The 18156-nt window shown below is 77.8% G+C and carries 9 protein-coding genes; all 9 read right to left on the reverse strand.

What is annotated here, in order from left to right; genetic code table 11:
- From O7628_RS29165 to O7628_RS29205, 9 genes are read right to left on the reverse strand one after another with little or no spacing between them, the layout of a single operon-like run.
- Nucleotides 1-1815 (reverse strand): condensation domain-containing protein, encoded by a 1815-nt coding sequence (locus O7628_RS29165; protein ID WP_278135500.1) that lies wholly within the window; start codon nt 1813-1815, stop codon nt 1-3.
- Nucleotides 1812-4817, reverse strand: a complete 3006-nt coding sequence (locus O7628_RS29170; protein WP_278135502.1) for an amino acid adenylation domain-containing protein — start codon at nt 4815-4817, stop codon at nt 1812-1814. Before O7628_RS29170 ends, O7628_RS29165 begins: the two co-directional genes overlap by 4 nt.
- A complete protein-coding gene (locus O7628_RS29175; RefSeq protein WP_278135504.1) occupies nt 4814-5680 on the reverse strand; it encodes an SDR family oxidoreductase in 867 nt (288 codons plus the stop codon). The genes O7628_RS29170 and O7628_RS29175 overlap by 4 nt, the downstream gene beginning before the upstream one ends.
- Entirely contained in the window at nt 5677-6378 is a 702-nt protein-coding gene (locus O7628_RS29180) for an alpha/beta fold hydrolase (protein WP_278135505.1), read from the reverse strand. Before O7628_RS29180 ends, O7628_RS29175 begins: the two co-directional genes overlap by 4 nt.
- Nucleotides 6375-7130, reverse strand: a complete 756-nt coding sequence (locus O7628_RS29185; protein ID WP_278135507.1) for a thioesterase domain-containing protein — start codon at nt 7128-7130, stop codon at nt 6375-6377. The genes O7628_RS29180 and O7628_RS29185 overlap by 4 nt, the downstream gene beginning before the upstream one ends.
- On the reverse strand, nt 7123-12528 hold the full coding sequence (locus tag O7628_RS29190) for a non-ribosomal peptide synthetase (protein ID WP_278135509.1): 5406 nt from the start codon (nt 12526-12528) through the stop codon (nt 7123-7125). Before O7628_RS29190 ends, O7628_RS29185 begins: the two co-directional genes overlap by 8 nt.
- The gene (locus O7628_RS29195; RefSeq protein ID WP_278135511.1) at nt 12525-13541 is read right to left on the reverse strand and encodes a TauD/TfdA family dioxygenase; all 1017 of its coding nucleotides are present in this window, start codon (nt 13539-13541) and stop codon (nt 12525-12527) included. The genes O7628_RS29190 and O7628_RS29195 overlap by 4 nt, the downstream gene beginning before the upstream one ends.
- Nucleotides 13538-14587, reverse strand: a complete 1050-nt coding sequence (locus tag O7628_RS29200) for a TauD/TfdA family dioxygenase (protein ID WP_278135513.1) — start codon at nt 14585-14587, stop codon at nt 13538-13540. The genes O7628_RS29195 and O7628_RS29200 overlap by 4 nt, the downstream gene beginning before the upstream one ends.
- Nucleotides 14584-17874, reverse strand: coding sequence for an amino acid adenylation domain-containing protein (locus tag O7628_RS29205; RefSeq protein ID WP_278135516.1), 3291 nt, complete (start codon nt 17872-17874; stop codon nt 14584-14586). The genes O7628_RS29200 and O7628_RS29205 overlap by 4 nt, the downstream gene beginning before the upstream one ends.
- Between the last annotated feature and the right edge of the window lie 282 nt (nt 17875-18156).

Genomic DNA, 18156 nt, shown 5'->3' on the forward strand with positions numbered 1-18156 from the left:
CTACAGGTCGATGTCGATGGTGGTCGGGGCGGCGGCCACCGGGGCCGGCGCGCCGGTCAGCTCGCCGACCGGGCGGCCCGGGTCGGCCAGCACGGCGTCGAGCAGGTCGAGGTACAGGTCGGCGAACGCGCGCACGGTCTGCGGCAGGAACAGCCCGGCGTGGTACGCCCAGTGCACGGTCAGCCCGTCGGGCCGCTCGTAGACCTGCATGTCCAGGTCGAACATGGCCTGCCCGGTCGGGGCGACGGCCAGCTCCACCGGCCGGCCGAGGAACTCGACGCGGGCCACCTCGGCGTGCTGCATCGCGAACAGGGTGTCGAACAGCGGGTGCCGGTGCGGGTCGCGCACCGGCAGCACCGCCTCGACCAGGCTGTCGAACGGGAAGTCCTGGTGGGCGAAGGCGTCCACCGCGTCCCGGGCCACCTCGGCCAGCAGCGCCCGGAACGGCACGTCGGGGCGGACCCGGTGGCGCAGGCAGACGGTGTTGACGAACATGCCCATGGTGGCGTCCAGCCCGGGTGCGCCCCGCCCGGCCACCGGCGTGCCGACGGTCACGTCGACGCCGTCGGCCCCGCCGGGGCCGCCCGTCGCGGCGGCGAGGAACGTCGCGTAGCCGGCGAGCAGCAGGTGGAACAGGGTGACGCCCTCGCGGCGGGCCAGCGCGCGCAGCGCGGCGGTGCGGGCGGCGTCCACGGAGAACTCCACGACATCGGCGGCGGCGGTCGACGGGCCGCCCGCGTCGGGCCCCGCGACCCGCTCGGCGTCGGTGGGCAGGCGCGGCGGCGTGGGCGGGTCGGCGAACCGGGCCAGCCACCAGTCGCGCCCCGGCGGCTCCTGCGCGTGCGTCCACACCGCGTAGTCGGCGTACTGGGCGGGCACGGGCGGCAGGTCACGGCCGGCGTAGCGGGCGTCGACCTCGCGCAGCAGCAGGGCCAGGGAGAGCCCGTCGGTGACGATGTGGTGCAGCTCCAGGGCCAGCGCCGCCCCGGCCGGGGTACGCCGCAGCTCGGCGCGCAGCAGCGGCGGGGCGGCCAGGTCGAACGGGGTCACCGAAACCGGCTCGTCGGCGGCGCGGGCCACCTCGGGCAGCTCGCACACCACGCCGGGCAGCACCCGCTGCACCGGCCGGCCCGCCTCGGTGCCGAACGCGGTGCGCAGGATGTCGTGCCGGGCCACCACGTGCCGCAGCGCCTGGCCCAGCCGGGCGGCGTCGGTGTCGGCGGGCAGCGGCAGCAGCAGCGGCAGGTGGTAGGCCACCGAGGCGGGGTCGCGGGACTGGGCCAGGAACACCCGCCGCTGCTGCGGCGACAGCGGGTACGCCCGCGCGGCGGCGGCCCGGGGCAGCGGCGCGGCGGCGCGGGACTGGCGCACCTCGGCGGCGAGGGCGGCCACGGTCGGGTGGCGCAGCACGGCGGCCGGCGACACGGCCACGCCGAAGACCCGCTGCGCCTCCACGGCCAGCGCGACGGCGGCCAGGGAGTCCCCGCCGGCGGCGTAGAAGTCGTCGAGCACGCCGAGCTTGGGCAGCCCCAGCACCCCCTCCCACACCCGCACGAGCTGCCGTTCGGTGTCGTCGCCCGGCGGCTGGTACGCCCCGTACCGGTCGTCGGGGGCGACCAGGTCGGCCGGGTCGAGCGAGTCGACCTGGACGATGTGCCGGGGCAGCTCCCCGTCGGGCAGCTCCCGCGCGAGCTGCCCGCGCAGCGCCAGCGGGTCGAGGTGGTCGTCGGCGACGACGTACACGCAGCCGTCCTTGACGGCGACCCGGTCGACCTGCGGCCAGAGCCGGGCGAGGGTGTCCACGTCGGGGGTCATCGGGCGGCTCCGATCGCCTCGGCCAGCCCGCGCACGGTCTGGTGCACGTACAGGTGGCGCGGGGTGAGGTCGGCGAGGCCCTGGTCGCGCAGCTCGTTGAGCAGCCGCAGGGCCAGCAGCGAGTTGCCGCCCAGGTCGAAGAAGTTGTCCTCCGGCCCGACCTCCGCGCCGAGGACCCGCTGCCACACCGCCCGGATCCGCTCGTCCAACGTGGCGTCGGCGGCGGGCGCGGGGGCCGGCGCGGGCGGCTCGGCCGGGGCGGGCAGCCGGGCGGCGTCGAGCTTGCCGTTGCCGGTCAGGGGCAGGGCGGGCAGCGCGGTGACCGTCGCCGGGACCATGTAGTCGGGCAGCATCCGGGCCGCGCGGCGGCGCACCCCGGCGAGCGCGGCGGCGGTCGCGGCGGCGGTCGCGGCGGCTGCGCTGCCGGCCGCTTCGGCTTCGGCTTCGGCTTCGGCGGCAGGCTCGGCGGTGCCGGCGGCGGGGCCGGCGAGCACGACGTAGGCGTGCAGCCGGGTGTCGGCGGACTCCGCGCCGGTCCGCACCACCACGGCCACGGCCAGCACCCCCGGGTCGTCCAGCAGCACCTGGCGGATCTCGTCCAGCTCGATGCGGTAGCCGCGCACCTTCACCTGGTCGTCGAGGCGGCCCAGGTGCTCCAGCCGCCCGTCGGGCAGCAGCCGGCCCCGGTCGCCGCTGCGGTACATCCGCCCGCCCGCCCACGGGTCGGGCCGGAACCGCTGCGCGGTCAGCTCGGGGCGGTGCAGGTAGCCGTCGGCCACCCCCGCGCCGCCGACGTGGATCTCCCCCGCCGCGCCGGGTGGCAGCAGCCGGCCGTCCGGGTCGAGCACGTACACCCGCCAGCCGGGCAGGGCGTGCCCCACCGACCGGCTGCCGGCCAGCGCCAGCCCCCGGTCGAGGGTCTGCGCGGTGACGTGCACCGTGGTCTCGGTGATGCCGAACATGTTCACCACCCGGCACTCCCGCTCCGGGTGCCGGTCGAACCAGCCGGTGAGCATCCGGGCGTCCAGCGGCTCGCCGCCGAAGACGACAAGCCGCACGGCGAGCCGGTCGGCGGCGCGCCGGTCGACGTCGAGGAGCTGCGCGAACGCCGACGGGGTCTGGTTGAGCACGGTCACCCGCTCGGTGGCCAGCAGCGCGTGGAACTCCTGCGGGGACCGGGTGACCAGGTGCGGGACGACCACCAGGTGCCCGCCGGTGAGCAGGCAGCCCCAGATCTCCCACACGGAGAAGTCGAAGGCGCTGGAGTGGAACATCGTCCACACGTCGGCCGGGCCGAGCCCGAAGTCCCCGGCGGTGGCGTCCACGAGGGCGAGCACGTTGCGGTGCGGGACGCACACCCCCTTGGGCCGGCCCGTGGAGCCGGAGGTGTAGATGACGTACGCGGTGTCGTCGGGCCCGCCCGCCGCAGGCTCCTCCCCCGCCGCGTCGTCCGGCCCGGCGGTCAGCCCGTCCGGGTCGATCCCGCCACCGCCGACGAGGAGTGCGACGCCGGAGTCCTCGACGGTGTAGCGGATCCGCTCGGCCGGGTACGCCGGGTCGACCGGCACGTACGCGGCCCCCGCCCGCAGCACGCCGAGCAGCACCGCGATCAGGTCGACCGACCGGTCCAGGCAGACGCCCACCCGGTCGCCGGGGGCCACCCCACGCGCGGCGAGAGCGCGGGCCACCCGGGTGGCGCGGGCGTCCAGTTGCGCGTACGTCAGCCGCTGGCCGGCGCAGGACACGGCCGGCGCGTCGGGTCGCCGCCGGGCGTGCCGGGCGACGCGGCCGGCGATGGTGTCGACCGCCGGGGGCGGCCCGCCGGGGCCCCGGCCGAGGGCGACGACCGCGGCCCGCTCGGCGGCGTCGAACAGGTCGTGACCGGCCAGCGGGCGGTCCGGGTCGGCGAGGACCTGCCCGAGCACCCGCACGACCTGGCGGGCGAACGCCGCGACCAGGTCGGACGCCCACCCGGCGGTGCGGTGGTGGCAGGTCAGCGTGGTGCCGGCCAGCGCCAGCGTCAGCGGCCAGAGCGGGGCCAGGCAGGGCCGGTACGCGTCGGCTGGGCTGGTCGCGTCGAGCACGCCGGCCTCGACGTCGAGGAGCCCGGCGGGCGGCGCGCCGCCGGGGGCCGGCCAGGGCAGTCCGGTCGCGGCGGCGGTGGCGAGCAGGTCGCGGGCCCCGCCGTCGACCGGCACCCCGACGACGGCCAGCCGCTCGTCGACGACCGCGCCGACCCGGGCCCGGCGCACGCCCCGGTACCGGGCCAGCACCGCGCCGACGGCCGCGACGAGCGCGGTCAGGTCGGTCCCGGCCGGCACGGCGACGGTGTGCGCGGCGGGCCGGTCCGGCCCGGGGTCGCCGCGCAGCCAGCCGGTGTCCCCGGCGTCCACGTCGGCGTCGGCAACGTCGTCGGAGCCGGTGCCGGCGGCGTCGGCAACATCGTCGGAGGCAGAGGCGGAAGCGTCGGCGACGTCGTCGGAGCCGGAGGCAACGTCGTCGGAGGCGGCGTCTGCGGCGGCAGCGTTCGGTGCGGCGTCGGCGTCCGACCCGGCGCTCCCGGCGGTGATGGGGTGGGCGGCGGTCGTGGCGGGCGCGGGCCGGCCCGGCGCGACGAGCCGACCCGGGACGACGACCGGGACCGCCGGGGCGGCCGGGTCGGTCAGCTCGGCCAGCAGGGCGCCGAGGCGGTGCCGGCCCACGGCGTGCCGGCGGGCGACCAGCACCAGGTCGGCCCCGTCCTCGTGGCGCAGCAGCACCGCCCGCAGGTCCGGGCCGCCGACCGGCAGCGGCCGGGCCAGCTCGGCGTCGCGGCGGCGCGCGGCCAGCCCCGCGGGCACCCGCTCCACCCACAGCCGCCCGCCGGCCAGGCCGTGCCGGCGGGTGAGCCCGGCGTACGCCTCGGCGAGGCCGTCGGCGTCGGCGTCGGGGGCGACCCGGGCGCTCGCGGCGTGACAGAACCGGGCCGCCTCGGTCGGGTGGGGGGTGTGCGGGGCGCTCATCGGGTGGTGAACCCTCCGTCGACGGTGATGACCGAGCCGGTGACCTGCGCGGACTCGTCCGAGGCGAGCCAGAGCGCCGCCTGGGCCACCGCGCCGGGCTCGATCAGCGCGTTCATCGGCTGGGCCTGCACGAACGTCTCCTCGTGCTCGGCGACCGGCACCTCCAGCGACCGGGCGATCTCGGCGAGCATCCGGCCCTCGACGTGCGGGTCGTCGCGCACCGAGCCGGGGCACAGCGCGTTGACCCGCACCCGCAGCGGGGCGTAGTCGAGCGCGGCGGCCCGGGTCAGCCCGACCAGGCCGTGCTTGGCCGCCACGTAGCCGGCGAAGTGCCGGTAGCCGACCAGCCCGGCGGTGGACGCGACGTTCACGATGCTGCCGGCGCGCTGGCGGCACATCACCTCGCCGACCGCGCTGATCATCCGCCACGGCCCGGACAGGTCGACGTCCAGCATGAGCTGCCACTCGGCCTCGGTGATCTCGTGCGTCGGCTTGCCCGACGGCGCGGCGATGCCGGCGTTGTTGACCAGCACGTCGACCCGGCCGAAGCGCGCCACCGCCAGCGCGACGGCGGCCCGGACGGCGGCCAGGTCCCGCACGTCGGCCTCGACCGGGTACGCGGCCACCCCGTACCCGGCGCACAGGTCGGCGGTGTGCGCGAGCTGGCTCGCCGAGCCCAGCGGGTACGGCACGCCGGGCAGGTCGCCGGCCAGGTCGACGAGGACCACGTCGGCGCCCTGGGCGGCGAACGTCACCGCGCAGGCGCGGCCCAGCCCCCGGGCGGCCCCGGTGACGATGGCGGTCTTGCCGGCCAGCCGGTCGCCGGTGACCACCGGGGCGGGGCGGGTCGGCGCGTCGGTCATCGCGCCAGCTCCGCCGCGACCAGGTCGAGCACGGCAGCCGGGGCGTCGGTCAGGTACATGTGGCCGCCGGGCAGCCGCCGCACGGCGAAGGTGGCCGAGGTGACCCGCCCCCAGCCGGCGAGCGCCTCGTCGGCGACGAGCGTGTCGTCCGCCCCCCGAAGGGCGGTGACCGGCACGTCGACGCGCTTCTCCCCCGCCGGCCGGTACGCCTCGTGCAGCTCCACGTCGGCGCGCAGCACCGGCAGCAACAGCTCCCGCATGTCGGGGTCGGCCAGCGCCGGGTGGGTGTACCCGGCGAACTCCTCCACCCGGGCGACGAACTCGTCGTCGGGCAGCCCGGCGGCCGTACGCTCGCGCCCCGACCACGGGTCCGGGGAGCCGCTGACGAACAGGTGGGTGACGGCCACCCCGGCGGCCCCGGTGAGCCGGCGGGTCATCTCGTAGGCGAGCACCGCGCCCATGCTGTGCCCGAACAGGGCCACCCGGTCGCGGCCGGCGACCAGTTCGAGGACCTCGTCGAGCAGCCCGTCGACGGCCTGCTCCAGGCGGCGGTAGGGCTCCTCGACGAACCGCTTCTCCCGCCCCGGCAGCGACACCGGGACGACGTCCAGCTCGGGCGGGGCGACGCGCCGCCACGGTTGGTACACCGACGGGCCCGCGCCGGCGTACGGGAAGCAGAGCAGTGTCGTGCGGGTCAAGACGGCTCCTTGCCGGTCAGGGCGGTCCGGACGGCGCGCAGCAGCCCGGCGTCGGCCCGGGCGAGCAGGTCGTGCCCGCCGGGAACGGTCAGCGTGGTGCAGCCGGCGGTGGTCAGGTCGGCCCAGGCCGCCGCGTCCACCGCCGACACGTGCGGGTCGGCGTCGCCGACGACGACGGTGACCGGGGTGGCCACCGGTTCGGCGTCGCGCAGCCGGTAGCTGCGGCCCAGCTCGAAGTCGGCGCGGGCCGCCGGCAGCGCCGCGGCGGCCAGGTCCGGGTGCCCGGCCACCGCCGGGGGCATGGTGCCCAGCGCGACCAGCTCGGCGAGGAACGCCGCGTCGTCCAGGGTGGAGTAGTCCGGTTCGACGCCGCTGCGGTGCGGCGGCACCGCCGAGGAGACCACCAGCGCGTCGGCGGGCCGGTGGCCGCGTCGGGCCAGCCGCCGGACCAGTTCGAACGCCACATACGCGCCGAGGCAGTCGCCGTAGACGGCGTACGGGCGGTCGAGGTGGGGGGCGAGCGCCGCCTCCAGGGCCTGCACCAGCGGGGTCATCCGGCGCGGGGCGGCCTCGGCGGCGCGTTCCCGCCGCCCCGGGTACTGCACGGCGTTGACCTCGACCGACCGGGGCAGCCCGGTGCGCCAGCTCTCGAACGCGCCCGCGTTGCCGCCGGCGTAGGGCAGGCAGAACAGCCGCAGCGCGGGGCGGGGCACCGGCGCGCGGACCACCAGCCACGGGTCGTGGTCAGCCATCGCGGGCCACCCGCTCCACCAGCGCCCCGAAGTCGGGCAGGTCGGCGAACTCGGCCAGGGTCAGCCCGGTGCCGTACCGCTGGCGCAGCGTGCGGACCAGGCGCAGCGCCCGCAGCGAGTCCCCGCCGGCGGCGGCGAACGTGGTGGCGGCCGAACGCGGCGTCACCCCGAGGACGTCGCGCCACGCCCCGGCGACCCGCGCCGACCAGCGGGACCGGGCGTCGGTGGGCGTCGGGTCGGCCGGCGGCCCGGCGGGCGGCAGCGCGGCGGTCGGCTCGGTGGCCAGCAGCCGGGTGAAGGTCGCGGCGAGCCGGTCGGCCCAGTCCGTGTCGAAGCGGCGGCCGTCGTACTGGAGGGCGAGGACGAGCCGGCCGGTGTCGGGGGCCACCGCCACGTCGACGGCGAGGCTGAACCCGACGTCGACCGTGGTCACCCGGCTGACCACGACGCGGGGGCCGGCGCGGTCGTCGGCATGGAAGTGGGTGTAGTTGAAGAAGCTGTCGAAGCGGGGTCCCGCCCCGCCGGCCCGGACGATCTCGGCCAGCGGGAACCGGTGGTGGCCCATCAGGGACCGCTCGGCGTGCCAGGCGTCCCCGGCCAGCTCGGCCAGCGGTCGGCCGCGCAGGGTCGCCGTGACCGGCAGGGTGTTGAGGAACAGCCCGAGGGTGGCGTCGCTGCCCGCGCCCTCGGGCCGGCCGCCGACGACCAGGCCGGAGACGACGTCGTCGCGGCCGGCGGTCTCGCCGAGCGCCCGCAGGTGCACCGCCAGCAGGTACGACTTCACCGGCACCCCGGCCGCGCGGGCCGCCCCGGCGACCCGGTCGGTGACGTCGTCGTCCAGCGGCACCGGCCGGGTGACGGTGATCCGGGGGCCGGGCCCGCCGAGCAGCAGCGGGGCCGCCGCGCCGGGGCCGTCGAGCCAGAACCGGCGGGTGGCCGGGTCGGCGAGGGCGGCCCGCTCGGCGGCGACGTGGTGGTACGGCGGCAGGGCCGCCGGAGCGGGTGGGGCGGGTCGGCCCGCGCGCCGCCGCTCGTGGTCGGCCAGCAGGGCGCGCAGGAACAGGTCGAGGCTCCAGCCGTCGAGGACGGCGTGGTGCTCGGCGACGACGAGGGTGAACCCGTCGACGCCCTCGTCGACGGCGTGCAGCCGGACCAGCGGCGGGCGTTCCCAGTCGAACGGGTGGGCCCGCTCGGCGGCGACCAGCGCGTCGACGTGGGCCGCGCGGGCGGCCGGGTCGGCGTCGGGCAGCGCGTCGACCGGCACGTCGGCGGGCGCGTCGGCGTGCACCAGTTGCAGCGGCTCGGCGTACCCGTCGAGGGCGAAGCCGGTGCGCAGCACCGGGTGCGCGGCCACCAGCGCGGCGAACGCGGCGCGCAGCGCGGCCGGGTCCAGCGGCGCGTCGACGCGGTGCGCGGTGACGTTGTGGTACATCGCCGGGTCGCCGGTCAGCTCGCAGTGGTAGACCATGCCCTGTTGCAGGGCGGTCATCGGGTACGCGTCGGCCACCGACGCGGGCAGCCGGTCCCGGTCGGCGGGGGTCAGGAGGGTGTCCGCGCCCCGCTCGGGCCGCCCGGCGGCGGGCCCGGTGGACCGGCCGCCGTCGACCGGCCGCACCCCGTCGGCCGGCGGCGCGGCGGCCGGCAGCGCCCCGGCGGTCGGCGACGTCTCGGCGGCGTCCGGGTCGGCGAGGGTGATCTCGCCGTGGGTGACCAGTTCCCGGATGGACTGGTGCGCGAAGATGTCCCGCAGCCGGAACGACAGGCCCCGCCGGGCGGCGGCGACCTGCATCTGGATGCTGCGGATCGAGTCGCCGCCGAGGGCGAAGAAGCTGTCGGTCACGCCGACGGTCTCCAGGCCGAGCACCTCCCGCCACGCCTCGGCGAGGATCTCCTCGGCCCGGTTGGCGGGGGCGACCCCCGGGCCGGCGGCGCGGCGGCCCCGCTCGGGGGCGGGCAGGGCTGCGCGGTCCAGCTTGCCGTTGCCGGTCAGCGGCAGCGCGTCGAGCACCACCACGGCCGCGGGGACCAGGTGCGCCGGCAGCCGCTCGGGCAGCCAGGCGGCGAGGCGGGCGTCCAGCGGCTCGCCGTCGGCCGGGGCGGCGGTCACCGCGGGGCGGGGGTCGTCGGCATACTCGGGGCGCACCGCGTGCAGGGTGTACCGGTCGGTGCCCTCGAGCAGGTCGTCCTGTCGGGTGACGACGGTGAAGCCGCGTGCCTCGAAGAAGTCGATCAGCTCGTCGAGGCGGCCCTCGGTGGCGGTGCCGACGCCGTCGTGCACCTCCATCGCCACCTGCGCGACCAACGGCCAGTGGTCCTCCCGGATTCCGGCGAGGACGTCGGCCTCGGCCCGCTGCACGTCGATCTTGAGCAGGTCGATGCGGTCGGGGGTCACCTCGTCGATCACGTCGGACAGCGGCCGGACGGCCACGCTGAGCCGGTCCGGCGCGAAGCGCTCCGTCAGCAGCTCGTCGACCCGGTCGAGCAGGGCGTCCCGGTCGGCCTCGCCCCGGTCCCGCTCGTTGGTCAGGAAGCGGCGGATGACGGCCTGTTCGGCGGCCGGGTCGGCGTACGCGGCGTGGCCGGACATCATCGCGTAGCCGGGATAGTAGGTGAAGTCGACCTCGCCGGGCGCCGCCGCGAGCCCGTGCGGGTGCACGGTGGCGGGCACGCCGAAGGCGGCCACGTTGCGGCGCAGCGCCTCGACCACCGACGGCACCGGCTCGAACGCGTGGAGCGTGGCGTCCGGGCAGACGGCGTGCACGAACAGCGAGAACATGCCGATGTTCGCGCCGACGTCGAACACCGTCGCCCCGGCCCGCAGCACCACCCCGTCGCGCAGGTAGACCTGCTGGCGGAAGATCTCGTCGTACAGGTAGCGGGTCTCGTGCGGGTTGATGCCCACGACCCGGTCCACGTCGACCGCCGGCGGGCCCCCGGCGGGCGTCACGTACGCGACGAGCCGCGCGCCGTGCCCGTCGTCGTCGCGGGCCACCACCGCCGCGTCGCCCACCCCGGGGTGCTCGCGCAGGACGGCGGCGACCTCCCCCGGCTCGATCCGGAAGCCGTTGACCTTGACCTGGTCGTCGAGCCGGCCCAGGTAGGTCAGCCGCCCCCGCGCGTCGAAGCGCACCCGGTCGCCGGTGCGGTAGACCCGCTCGACGCGGCCCGACGGCAGCGCCGCCGGCACGAACCGGCGGGCGGTGGCCTCCGGATCGCCGAGGTAGCCGTCGGCGAGCTGCGGGCCGGTCAGGCACAGCTCCCCGGCCACCCCGGGCGGCACCGGGCGGAGCTGGCCGTCGAGCACCCACGCCCCGGTGCCCGGCAGCGGGCGGCCGATCGTCGGCGGGTCACCGGCGGTGATCTCGGCGCTGGTGGCGTCCACCGTGGCCTCGGTCGGGCCGTACAGGTTGACCGCGCGCACCCCCGGCAGGGCCGCCACGGCGTCCCACAGGTCCGCCGGCACCGGCTCGCCGCCGAGCAGCAGCACCCCTGGCAGCCGGGCCCGGCCGGTGGTCACCCCGTCGGCGGCGAGCAGGATGCGCAGCTGCGACGGGGTCAGGTCCAGCACGTCGACGCGGTGCGCGGCGAGCAGGCCGGCCAGCTCGGCCCCGTCGCGGCGGGCCTCCTCCGGCACCAGGTAGAGGCCGCGGCCGTGCCCGAGCTGGACGAGCTGCTTGACGGAGGCGTCGAAGGTCAGCGGGGCGTTGACCGCCACCCGCGTCCCGGCCGGGGCGTTCGGGTAGACGACGCGTTCCAGGGCGTGCGCCAGGTGGGCGGCGCTGCCGTGCGAGACCAGCACCGGGCGCGGCGTGCCGGTCGACCCCGAGGTGAAGATGACGTACGCCGGGTCGGTCGGCCGCGTCTCGGGCAGCGCGGCGGTGGCGGCGGTGGCGGCCAGCTCGGCGACGGGCGCGTGCGGCACGCCCGCCACGGGCCGGTCGCCGAGGACCAGGCCGGCGTCGACCGCGCGGGCCAGCTCGGCGAGGCGACGCGGGGGCGCGGCCGGGTCCAGCGGCACGAACACCGCGCCGGCGCGCAGCACGCCGAGGAACGCCACCACCGTGTCCCGGGAGCGGGTGGCCAGCACGCCGACCCGCCGGCCGCCGTGCAGGCCGCGCTCGACCAGGCCGGCGGCCACCCCGTCGGCGAGCCGGCGCAGCTCGCCGAAGGTGTACGCCCCGTCGGCGGCGACCACCGCCTCGGCGTCCGGGTCGGCGGCGGCCAGCCCACCGTCGAGCAGTTCGGCGAGGGTCAGCGTCGGCGCGTCGGACGCCGGCCCGGCCGCCTCGACCAGCCAGCGCGTCTCCGCCCCGCCGAGCAGGGCCAGCGGGGCCCCGTCGGTCAGCGCGGCGGGCAGCGTGCCGAGCACGGCGAGCAGGCCCTCGTGCAGCTGCCGCCCGCCGGTCACCCGCAGGGTCACCGTGCCGGCGTCGAGCAGGGCGGCCAGGTGCGGCCCGCCGACCGGCGGCGGGGCGCTCACCCGCACGTCGGTGGCCCCGAGGGCGGCCAGGGTCGCCGGGTCGACGGCCGGCACGGCGGCGAAGCCGGCCACCGCCGCGGAGTCGACGCCCACCGGCTCCAGCAGGTGGAACGTCTCCTCGGCGGGGCGCTCCGCGCCGCGTACCTCGTCGAGGAGCTGTTTCGGCGCGGCCGGCAGCGGCAGGCGCAGCCGCACCGGCGCGTAGCCGCCCAGCGGCCCGACCACGGCGGCGGTGCCGTCGGCGTGCCGGCCGTCGCTCCAGCGGGCCAGCACCAGCTCGGCGTCGTCGGCCCCGGCGGGCGGCTCGGCCCGGCGGGACAGGGCCAGCGCCCAGGCGGCCAGCAGCAGGCTGGGCACCGTCACCCCGGCCGCGTCGGCGGCGGCGGCCAGCGGGCCCAGCGGCAGCTCGGCCACCGACTCCTCGGCCGCGTCGTCGCCGTGCGGGGTGACCAGCCGGGCGGCCGGCAGGGCGGGGGCCGCCGGCTCGCCGGCCTGCTGCCGCTCGTCGAACTGCCACTCGGTGACGTCGAGGAACTGGAGGGCGTCCGGGTCGTCGGCGAGGGACCCGCCCGCGTACGCGGTCGCCAGGTCGGCCAGCACCAGCCGCAGGCTCGCCGGGTCGGCGACCAGCGGGGCGGCGGCCAGCTCCAGGGCGTCGTCGGTGAGGGTCACGGACACCTCGCCGGCCGCGCCGACGGTCACCGAGCGGGCGTCGTCGACGTCCTGCAACGGCACCCGCAGGCCGGGGTGGTGCACCAGGGTCAGCCGCAGCGCCTCGTGCCGGGCGACCACCGCGTCGACGGCGGCCTGGAGGCGGGCGGCGTCCAGCGGGCGGTCGAGCCGGACCCGGGCCCGCACGAGTTCCCGCGCCCCGGTGTAGGCGAGCCGCTGGACCGGGGAGAGTCGGTAGCCGTTCACACCACGCTCCGGTTGACGTAGAGGTCGGACATGGCGACGAGGATCTGCCGGTCGCCGGAGAAGGGCTCCCGCCCGTGGGTGGCGAGGAAGTTGTCCACCACCAGCACGTCGCCGCGCTGCCACGGCACCGACACGGCGTGCTCCCGGTAGAGGTCCCGGATGCCGGCGACCACCTCGTCGTCGATCGGGCTGCCGTCACCGTGGTACGCGTTGCGCGGCAGCCCCTCGGGGCCGTACTCGCGCAGCAGCGCGGCGGACACCTCGGCCGGCAGGTTGGAGCTGTGGAACAGGTGGGCGTGGTTGAACCAGAACGTCTCGCCGGTGCGCGGGTGGGTGGCCACGGCCTGCCGGCGGGCCCGGGTGCGCAGCCCGTCGCCGCCGAGCCAGGTGAACTCGGTCGCCGACGCCGCGCAGTAGGCCTCCACCTCCGCCCGGTCGACCGTCTGGAACGCCTCCTGCCACGGCAGGTCCAGGTGCGGGCCGTAGTTGCGCACGTAGCACACCCCGTCACGGGTGAACCGCTCGCGCACCTGCGCCGGGATCCGGGGGGTCACCACCCGCTCGCTGGCCAGCGGGGTGGCCCCGCCGCTGCCGGTGGCCGGCTGGGCGCACCAGAAGTAGAGGTGGGTCGGCCAGTTGTGCGAGTAGGACATCTCGTGGTGCAGCGGGATCCACTGCTCGGCGTTGAACTCGGTGGAGGTGAACACCCGGTCGGCGACCTCGGTGCGCGGCGCGGCCCGCTCCAGGTAGCCGAGCAGGTCCGGGGTGACCGCGCGGGCCGCCCGGCTGAAGTCGTCGGCGGTGGCCACCTCGAAGCCGCGGAACAGCACCGCGCCGTGGGCGTCCAAGTCGCGCAGCAGCTCGTCGCGGCGGCCGGCGAGCCAGCCGGCGAGGTCGAGGTCGGCCACCGCGGCCTCGACCAGCAGCACGAAGGAGTCGTCGACCAGCACCCGGCGGGTGACCGGCGCGGCGGCCGGCGCGGCCCCGCGCCGACGCGGCCCCGGCCCGCTCACGACCGGCCCCCGGCGGTCGCCGCCAGCTCGGGCGCGGTGACCGGGTCGGACATGGCGGTGAGGATGCGCCGGGGCGGGGTGAACGGCTCCCGGGCGTGCGCGGCGAGCATGTTCTCCACCAGCAGCACGTCGCCGCGCCGCCACGGGAACGACCGGGTCTCCGCCGCGTACGCGGCCCGCAGCTCGGCGAGCACGTCCGCGCCGATCGGCGTGCCGTCGCCGTACGCGGTCTGGTAGGGCAGGTCCTCCTCGGCCAGCGCCCGGCGCAGCCCCGCGCTGACCTCGTCGGGCAGCGAGGTGACGTGGAAGAACAGCGCGTGGTTGAACCAGGTGCGCTCCCCCGTCACCGGGTGCTCGCGCACGGCGGGCCGGACCTGCCGGGTGCGCAGCTGCTCCTCGCCCACCCACTGCGCCTCGATGCGCGCGCGGGCGCAGTATGCCTCGACCTCGGCGCGGCTGTCGGTCTGGAACGCCGTCTGCCAGGACAGGCTGATCCCCGGCAGGTAGTTGCGCTGGTAGCACACGCCGCCACGGCGCTCGAAGCCGGCGACGGTCTCGGGGCGCAGCCGGGCCAGCACCCGCCGGCTGTCGGCCAGCGGCGTCCGCCCGCCCGCGGCGGGCTCGGTCTCGCAGAAGAACACGATCCGCAGCGGCCAGTTCAGCGTGTACGACTGCTCGTTGTGCAACACGATCGGCTGGTCGGCGGGGTGCTCGGTGGAGGTGTAGACGCCCTCGGTGACCTCGCTGCGCGGCGAGGACCGCTCGCCGTAGCTGAGCACGTCGCCGGAGAGGGCGGCCATCGCGGCCCGGAAGTCGGCGGGGCCGGTCACGGCGAAGCCCCGCAGCAGCACGGCGGCGTGCCGGCGGGCCAGCTCGTCGACGGTGTCCCGGTTGCCGGCCAGCCAGGCCGCCAGGTCCAGGTCCGGCACGGTGGCCTCGACCAGGGCCGGCAGCGGGCCGTCCGGCCAGTCGGGGCGTACGTCGACCAGGGAGCGGTCGCGCCGACGGCGTCCGATGGCCGACGCCACCCGGCTCTGCTCAGTCATCTCTCGTTCCCCCAGGGGTCGGCGACACACTCGGCGAGGCTGCGCATGGGGTCGGCCGCCGCCCGGCGGAGGACCCCGACGAAGTCGTGGTGCCACGCCTGCGCGCGGGCACCGTCGAACAGGTCGGTGCGGTAGGTCCAGAGCGCCTCCAGGTCGCCCCGGCGCTCGTCGAGCCAGCAGGTGAGGTCCAGCCGGGCGGCGTCCGGCGCGAGTTCCACGCCCGCCAGGTCGAGCCCCTGGGCGCCGTGCCAGGTGGCCGCCGGGGCGTTCTGCACGCCGAAGGCCACCTGCACCAGCGGGTTGCGGTGCGGGTGGCGGGCCGGGCGCAGCCGCTCCACCACCGCGTCGAACGGCACGCCCTGCCGCTCGCCGGCGAACAGGGCGGCGGCGCGGGCCTCGGCGAGCAGGTCGGCGAAACCGCGCTGCGGGGCGGGGCGCAACCGCAGCGGCATCGTGTTGACGAAGCAGCCGACGCTGTCCTCGGCCGCGACGCCGGTGCGCCCGGCGAACGCGGTGCCGACGAGCAGGTCGGTGCGCCCGGTGCGCGCGCCGAGCAGGGCGGCGAACGCGGCCAGCCCGACCATGTAGAGGCTGGCCCGGTGGGCGCGGGCGAGCCGCCGCACGGCGTCGGCGTCGGCGGCGTCCACGGTCCTGCGCAGGCTGGCCCCCTGGGGGCGGTCGGCGGCGCGCGGGGCCGGCGCGGGCGGGCCGGCGGGGCCGGTCGGAGACGATGTGGGGGCGGGTCGAGGCGACGTGGGGGCGGGCGCGGTCACCGGGGCGGCCAGGTCGAGCAGGGTGGGCGCGTCGCGCAGTCCGGCGGCCACCTCCTCCAGGGCGCGGCGGCCGGCGGGGCCGGCCAGCCACTCCCGCTGGGCCAGCGCGAACGCCGCCGGCCCCGGCACGGGGCGCGCCGGCCACGGTGGGCGGGGCCGGGTGACCCGCACGGCGGCCTCCCGCTCGCTGTCGTAGCAGCGGCCGAGGTCGCGCACGAGCACGCTGAACGACCAGTCGTCGCAGACGATGTGGTGGGCCACCAGCAGCAGCGCGAAGCGCGGGCGGTCGTCGGCGACGAGGTGCGCGCGCAGCAGCGGCCCGGTGGCCAGGTCCATCGGCGTACGCGCGCTCGCGGCGGCCACCCCGGCGACCCGCTCCGCCAGCGGCACCCCCGGCACGGGCCGCTCCAGGAACAGCTCGACCTGCGGATCGTCGTGCACCCGCTGGACCGGGCCGGCGTCAGAGCTGGGGAACACGGTGCGCAGCGCGGGGTGCCGGGCGACGACCCGGCGCAGCGCCCGGGCCAGCGCCGCCCGGTCCACGACTCCGTGCAGCTCGACCACGTAGGACACCAGGTAGGAGGTGTCGGTCGGGTCGAGCTGGTGCAGGAACCACAGGCGGCGCTGCGCCGCCGACAGCGGGGCGGGCCCGTCGGCCACGGGCCCGCCGTCGGCGGCCGGGTCGGGGGCGGTCCGGGCGGCGGCCGGGTCTCCAACCGGCGGGGCGGCGGCCGGGGGCGACGAGGCGACGGCCGACGTGGCCAGGTGCGCGGCGAGGGCGGCCACGGTGGGGTGGTCGAACAGCGCGGCCGGCGGCACCGGCACCCCGGTGACGGTGGCCAGCCGGGTCGCGCAGCGCAGGGCGAGCAGGGAGTCGCCGCCGAGGTCGAAGAAGTCGGCCTGCGGCCCGGCTACCGGCACGCCGAGCACGTCCCGCCAGACGGCGGCGACCTCCCGGGCGAGCTCGGCACCGGCGGGGTCGACGGCGGCGGCGACATCGGCGACAGGGACGGGTGCGGGGGCGGCGTCGGCCGGGGACGGCGCGTCGGCCGCCTCCCACCCGGGCGTCGGCAGGGCCGCCCGGTCCACCTTGCCGCTCGGGGTGGTCGGCATCCGGTCCAGCCACACCACCGTCGCCGGCACCAGCGGGGCGGGCAGCCGCTCGCGCAGCCGGGCCGGCACATCGTCGCGGCGCGCGCCGACCAGGTAGCCGACCAGGAGCGGGTCGCCGCTGGGCCCGGTGCGCACGGCCGCGGCGGCCTCCCGCACGCCGGGCACGTCGGCCAGGGCCGCCGCGACCTCGCCCAGCTCGATGCGGTAGCCGCGCAGCTTGACCTGGTCGTCGAGGCGGCCCAGGAACTCCAGTTGCCCGTCGGGGCGCAGCCGGACCCGGTCGCCGGTGCGGTACATCCGCTCGCCGGGGCGGAACGGGTCGCGGAGGAACCGGGCGGCGGTCTCCTCCGGTCGGTCGAGGTAGCCCCGGGCCAGGCCCGCGCCCGCCAGGTACAGCTCCCCCGGGGTGCCGGGCGGCACCGGCATGCCGTCGGCGGCCAGCACGTACGCGCGGGTGTGCGGCAGCGGCCGGCCGATCGGCGGGACGCCCCCGTCGGCGGTGACCTCCGCCCAGGTCGAGTAGGTGGTGTCCTCGGACGGGCCGTAGAGGTTGAGCAGCCGGCGCACCCCGGGGCGGGCCAGGACGCGGGCGGCGAGGGCCGCGGTCAGCGGCTCGCCGGCCAGGCAGACGGTGCGTACGCCGGCCGGCAGCGCGTCGGCGGCGAGCAGCTCGCTCATCGCCGAGGGGACGGTGTTGACCAGGGTGACCGGCAGCGCGGCGGCGTCGGGGCCGGCGAGGGCGAGGACGTTGTCGACCAGCAGCACCCGCCCGCCCCAGCACAGCGGGCCGAAGATCTCGAACACCGACAGGTCGAAGCAGACGCTGGTGGCGGCCAGCACGCCGCCCAGCTCCTGCGCGCAGAAGGCGGACCGGGTCCAGCCCATCAGCGCCGAGGCGGAGCGGTGCTCGATGGCCACGCCCTTGGGCCGGCCGGTGGAGCCGGAGGTGTAGATGACGTAGGCGAGCCCGGCGGGATCGGCGTCCACGCCGGGTCGGTCGGCGGGTGCCGAGCCCACGTCGAGGGTGTCCAGGGGCAGCGCGGCGCGGCCGAAGCGGTCGGCCAGGCCGGTGCGGGTGAGCACCAGCCGGGCCCCGGAGTCCTCGGTCATGAACGCCACCCGGGCGGGTGGGTACGCCGGGTCGAGGGGCACGTACGCCGCGCCGGCCTTGAGCACCGCCAGCAGGGCCACCACCAGGTCGGTGTCGCGGGGCAGGCAGACGCCGACCCGGTCCTGGCCGGCGACGCCGTGCGCCAGCAGGACCCGGGCGAGCCGGTTGGCCGCCTCGTCGAGTTGCCGGTAGGTCAGCGCCCGGTCGCCGGCGCGCACCGCCTCGGCGTCGGGGGTCCGGTCGGCCTGGGCCTCGACCAGGCGGTGCAGGCAGGCGCCGGTGAGTGGCACGCCGGGGACGCGGGGCGCACCGGCCCGGCGCACCGGCCCGGGCCGGGCGGAGATGGTCACTTCCGCCCGCGATTCGTCGTGCGCGTGCAGCAAAACACGGACGGCCCCCAAGATCGTAACGGTACGTGTGCCCTGGATGACCCTTCGGCAGGTCAGCACCCCAGAGCCCTCACGCTCTGCTACTTACAGCGATCGATCGCTTGCTCTCCGGTGAGAGATTCCACGAGCGCCGATGGGAATGCCAAGAGCCCTCCCGAAATGCGGGACACCAGTGGCGGATTT

It is taken from the genome of Micromonospora sp. WMMD956 (assembly GCF_029626125.1).
GTDB lineage: Bacteria > Actinomycetota > Actinomycetes > Mycobacteriales > Micromonosporaceae > Micromonospora > Micromonospora carbonacea.

Excerpts from the sequence above, each read along its gene's own strand:
- O7628_RS29175 (WP_278135504.1), bottom strand. The coding sequence starts at position 5,680 with ATGACCGACGCGCCGACCCGCCCCGCCCCGGTGGTCACCGGCGACCGG.
- O7628_RS29200 (WP_278135513.1), bottom strand. The coding sequence starts at position 14,587 with ATGACTGAGCAGAGCCGGGTGGCGTCGGCCATCGGACGCCGTCGGCGC.
- O7628_RS29170 (WP_278135502.1), bottom strand. The coding sequence starts at position 4,817 with ATGAGCGCCCCGCACACCCCCCACCCGACCGAGGCGGCCCGGTTCTGT.
- O7628_RS29165 (WP_278135500.1), bottom strand. The coding sequence starts at position 1,815 with ATGACCCCCGACGTGGACACCCTCGCCCGGCTCTGGCCGCAGGTCGAC.
- O7628_RS29185 (WP_278135507.1), bottom strand. The coding sequence starts at position 7,130 with ATGGCTGACCACGACCCGTGGCTGGTGGTCCGCGCGCCGGTGCCCCGC.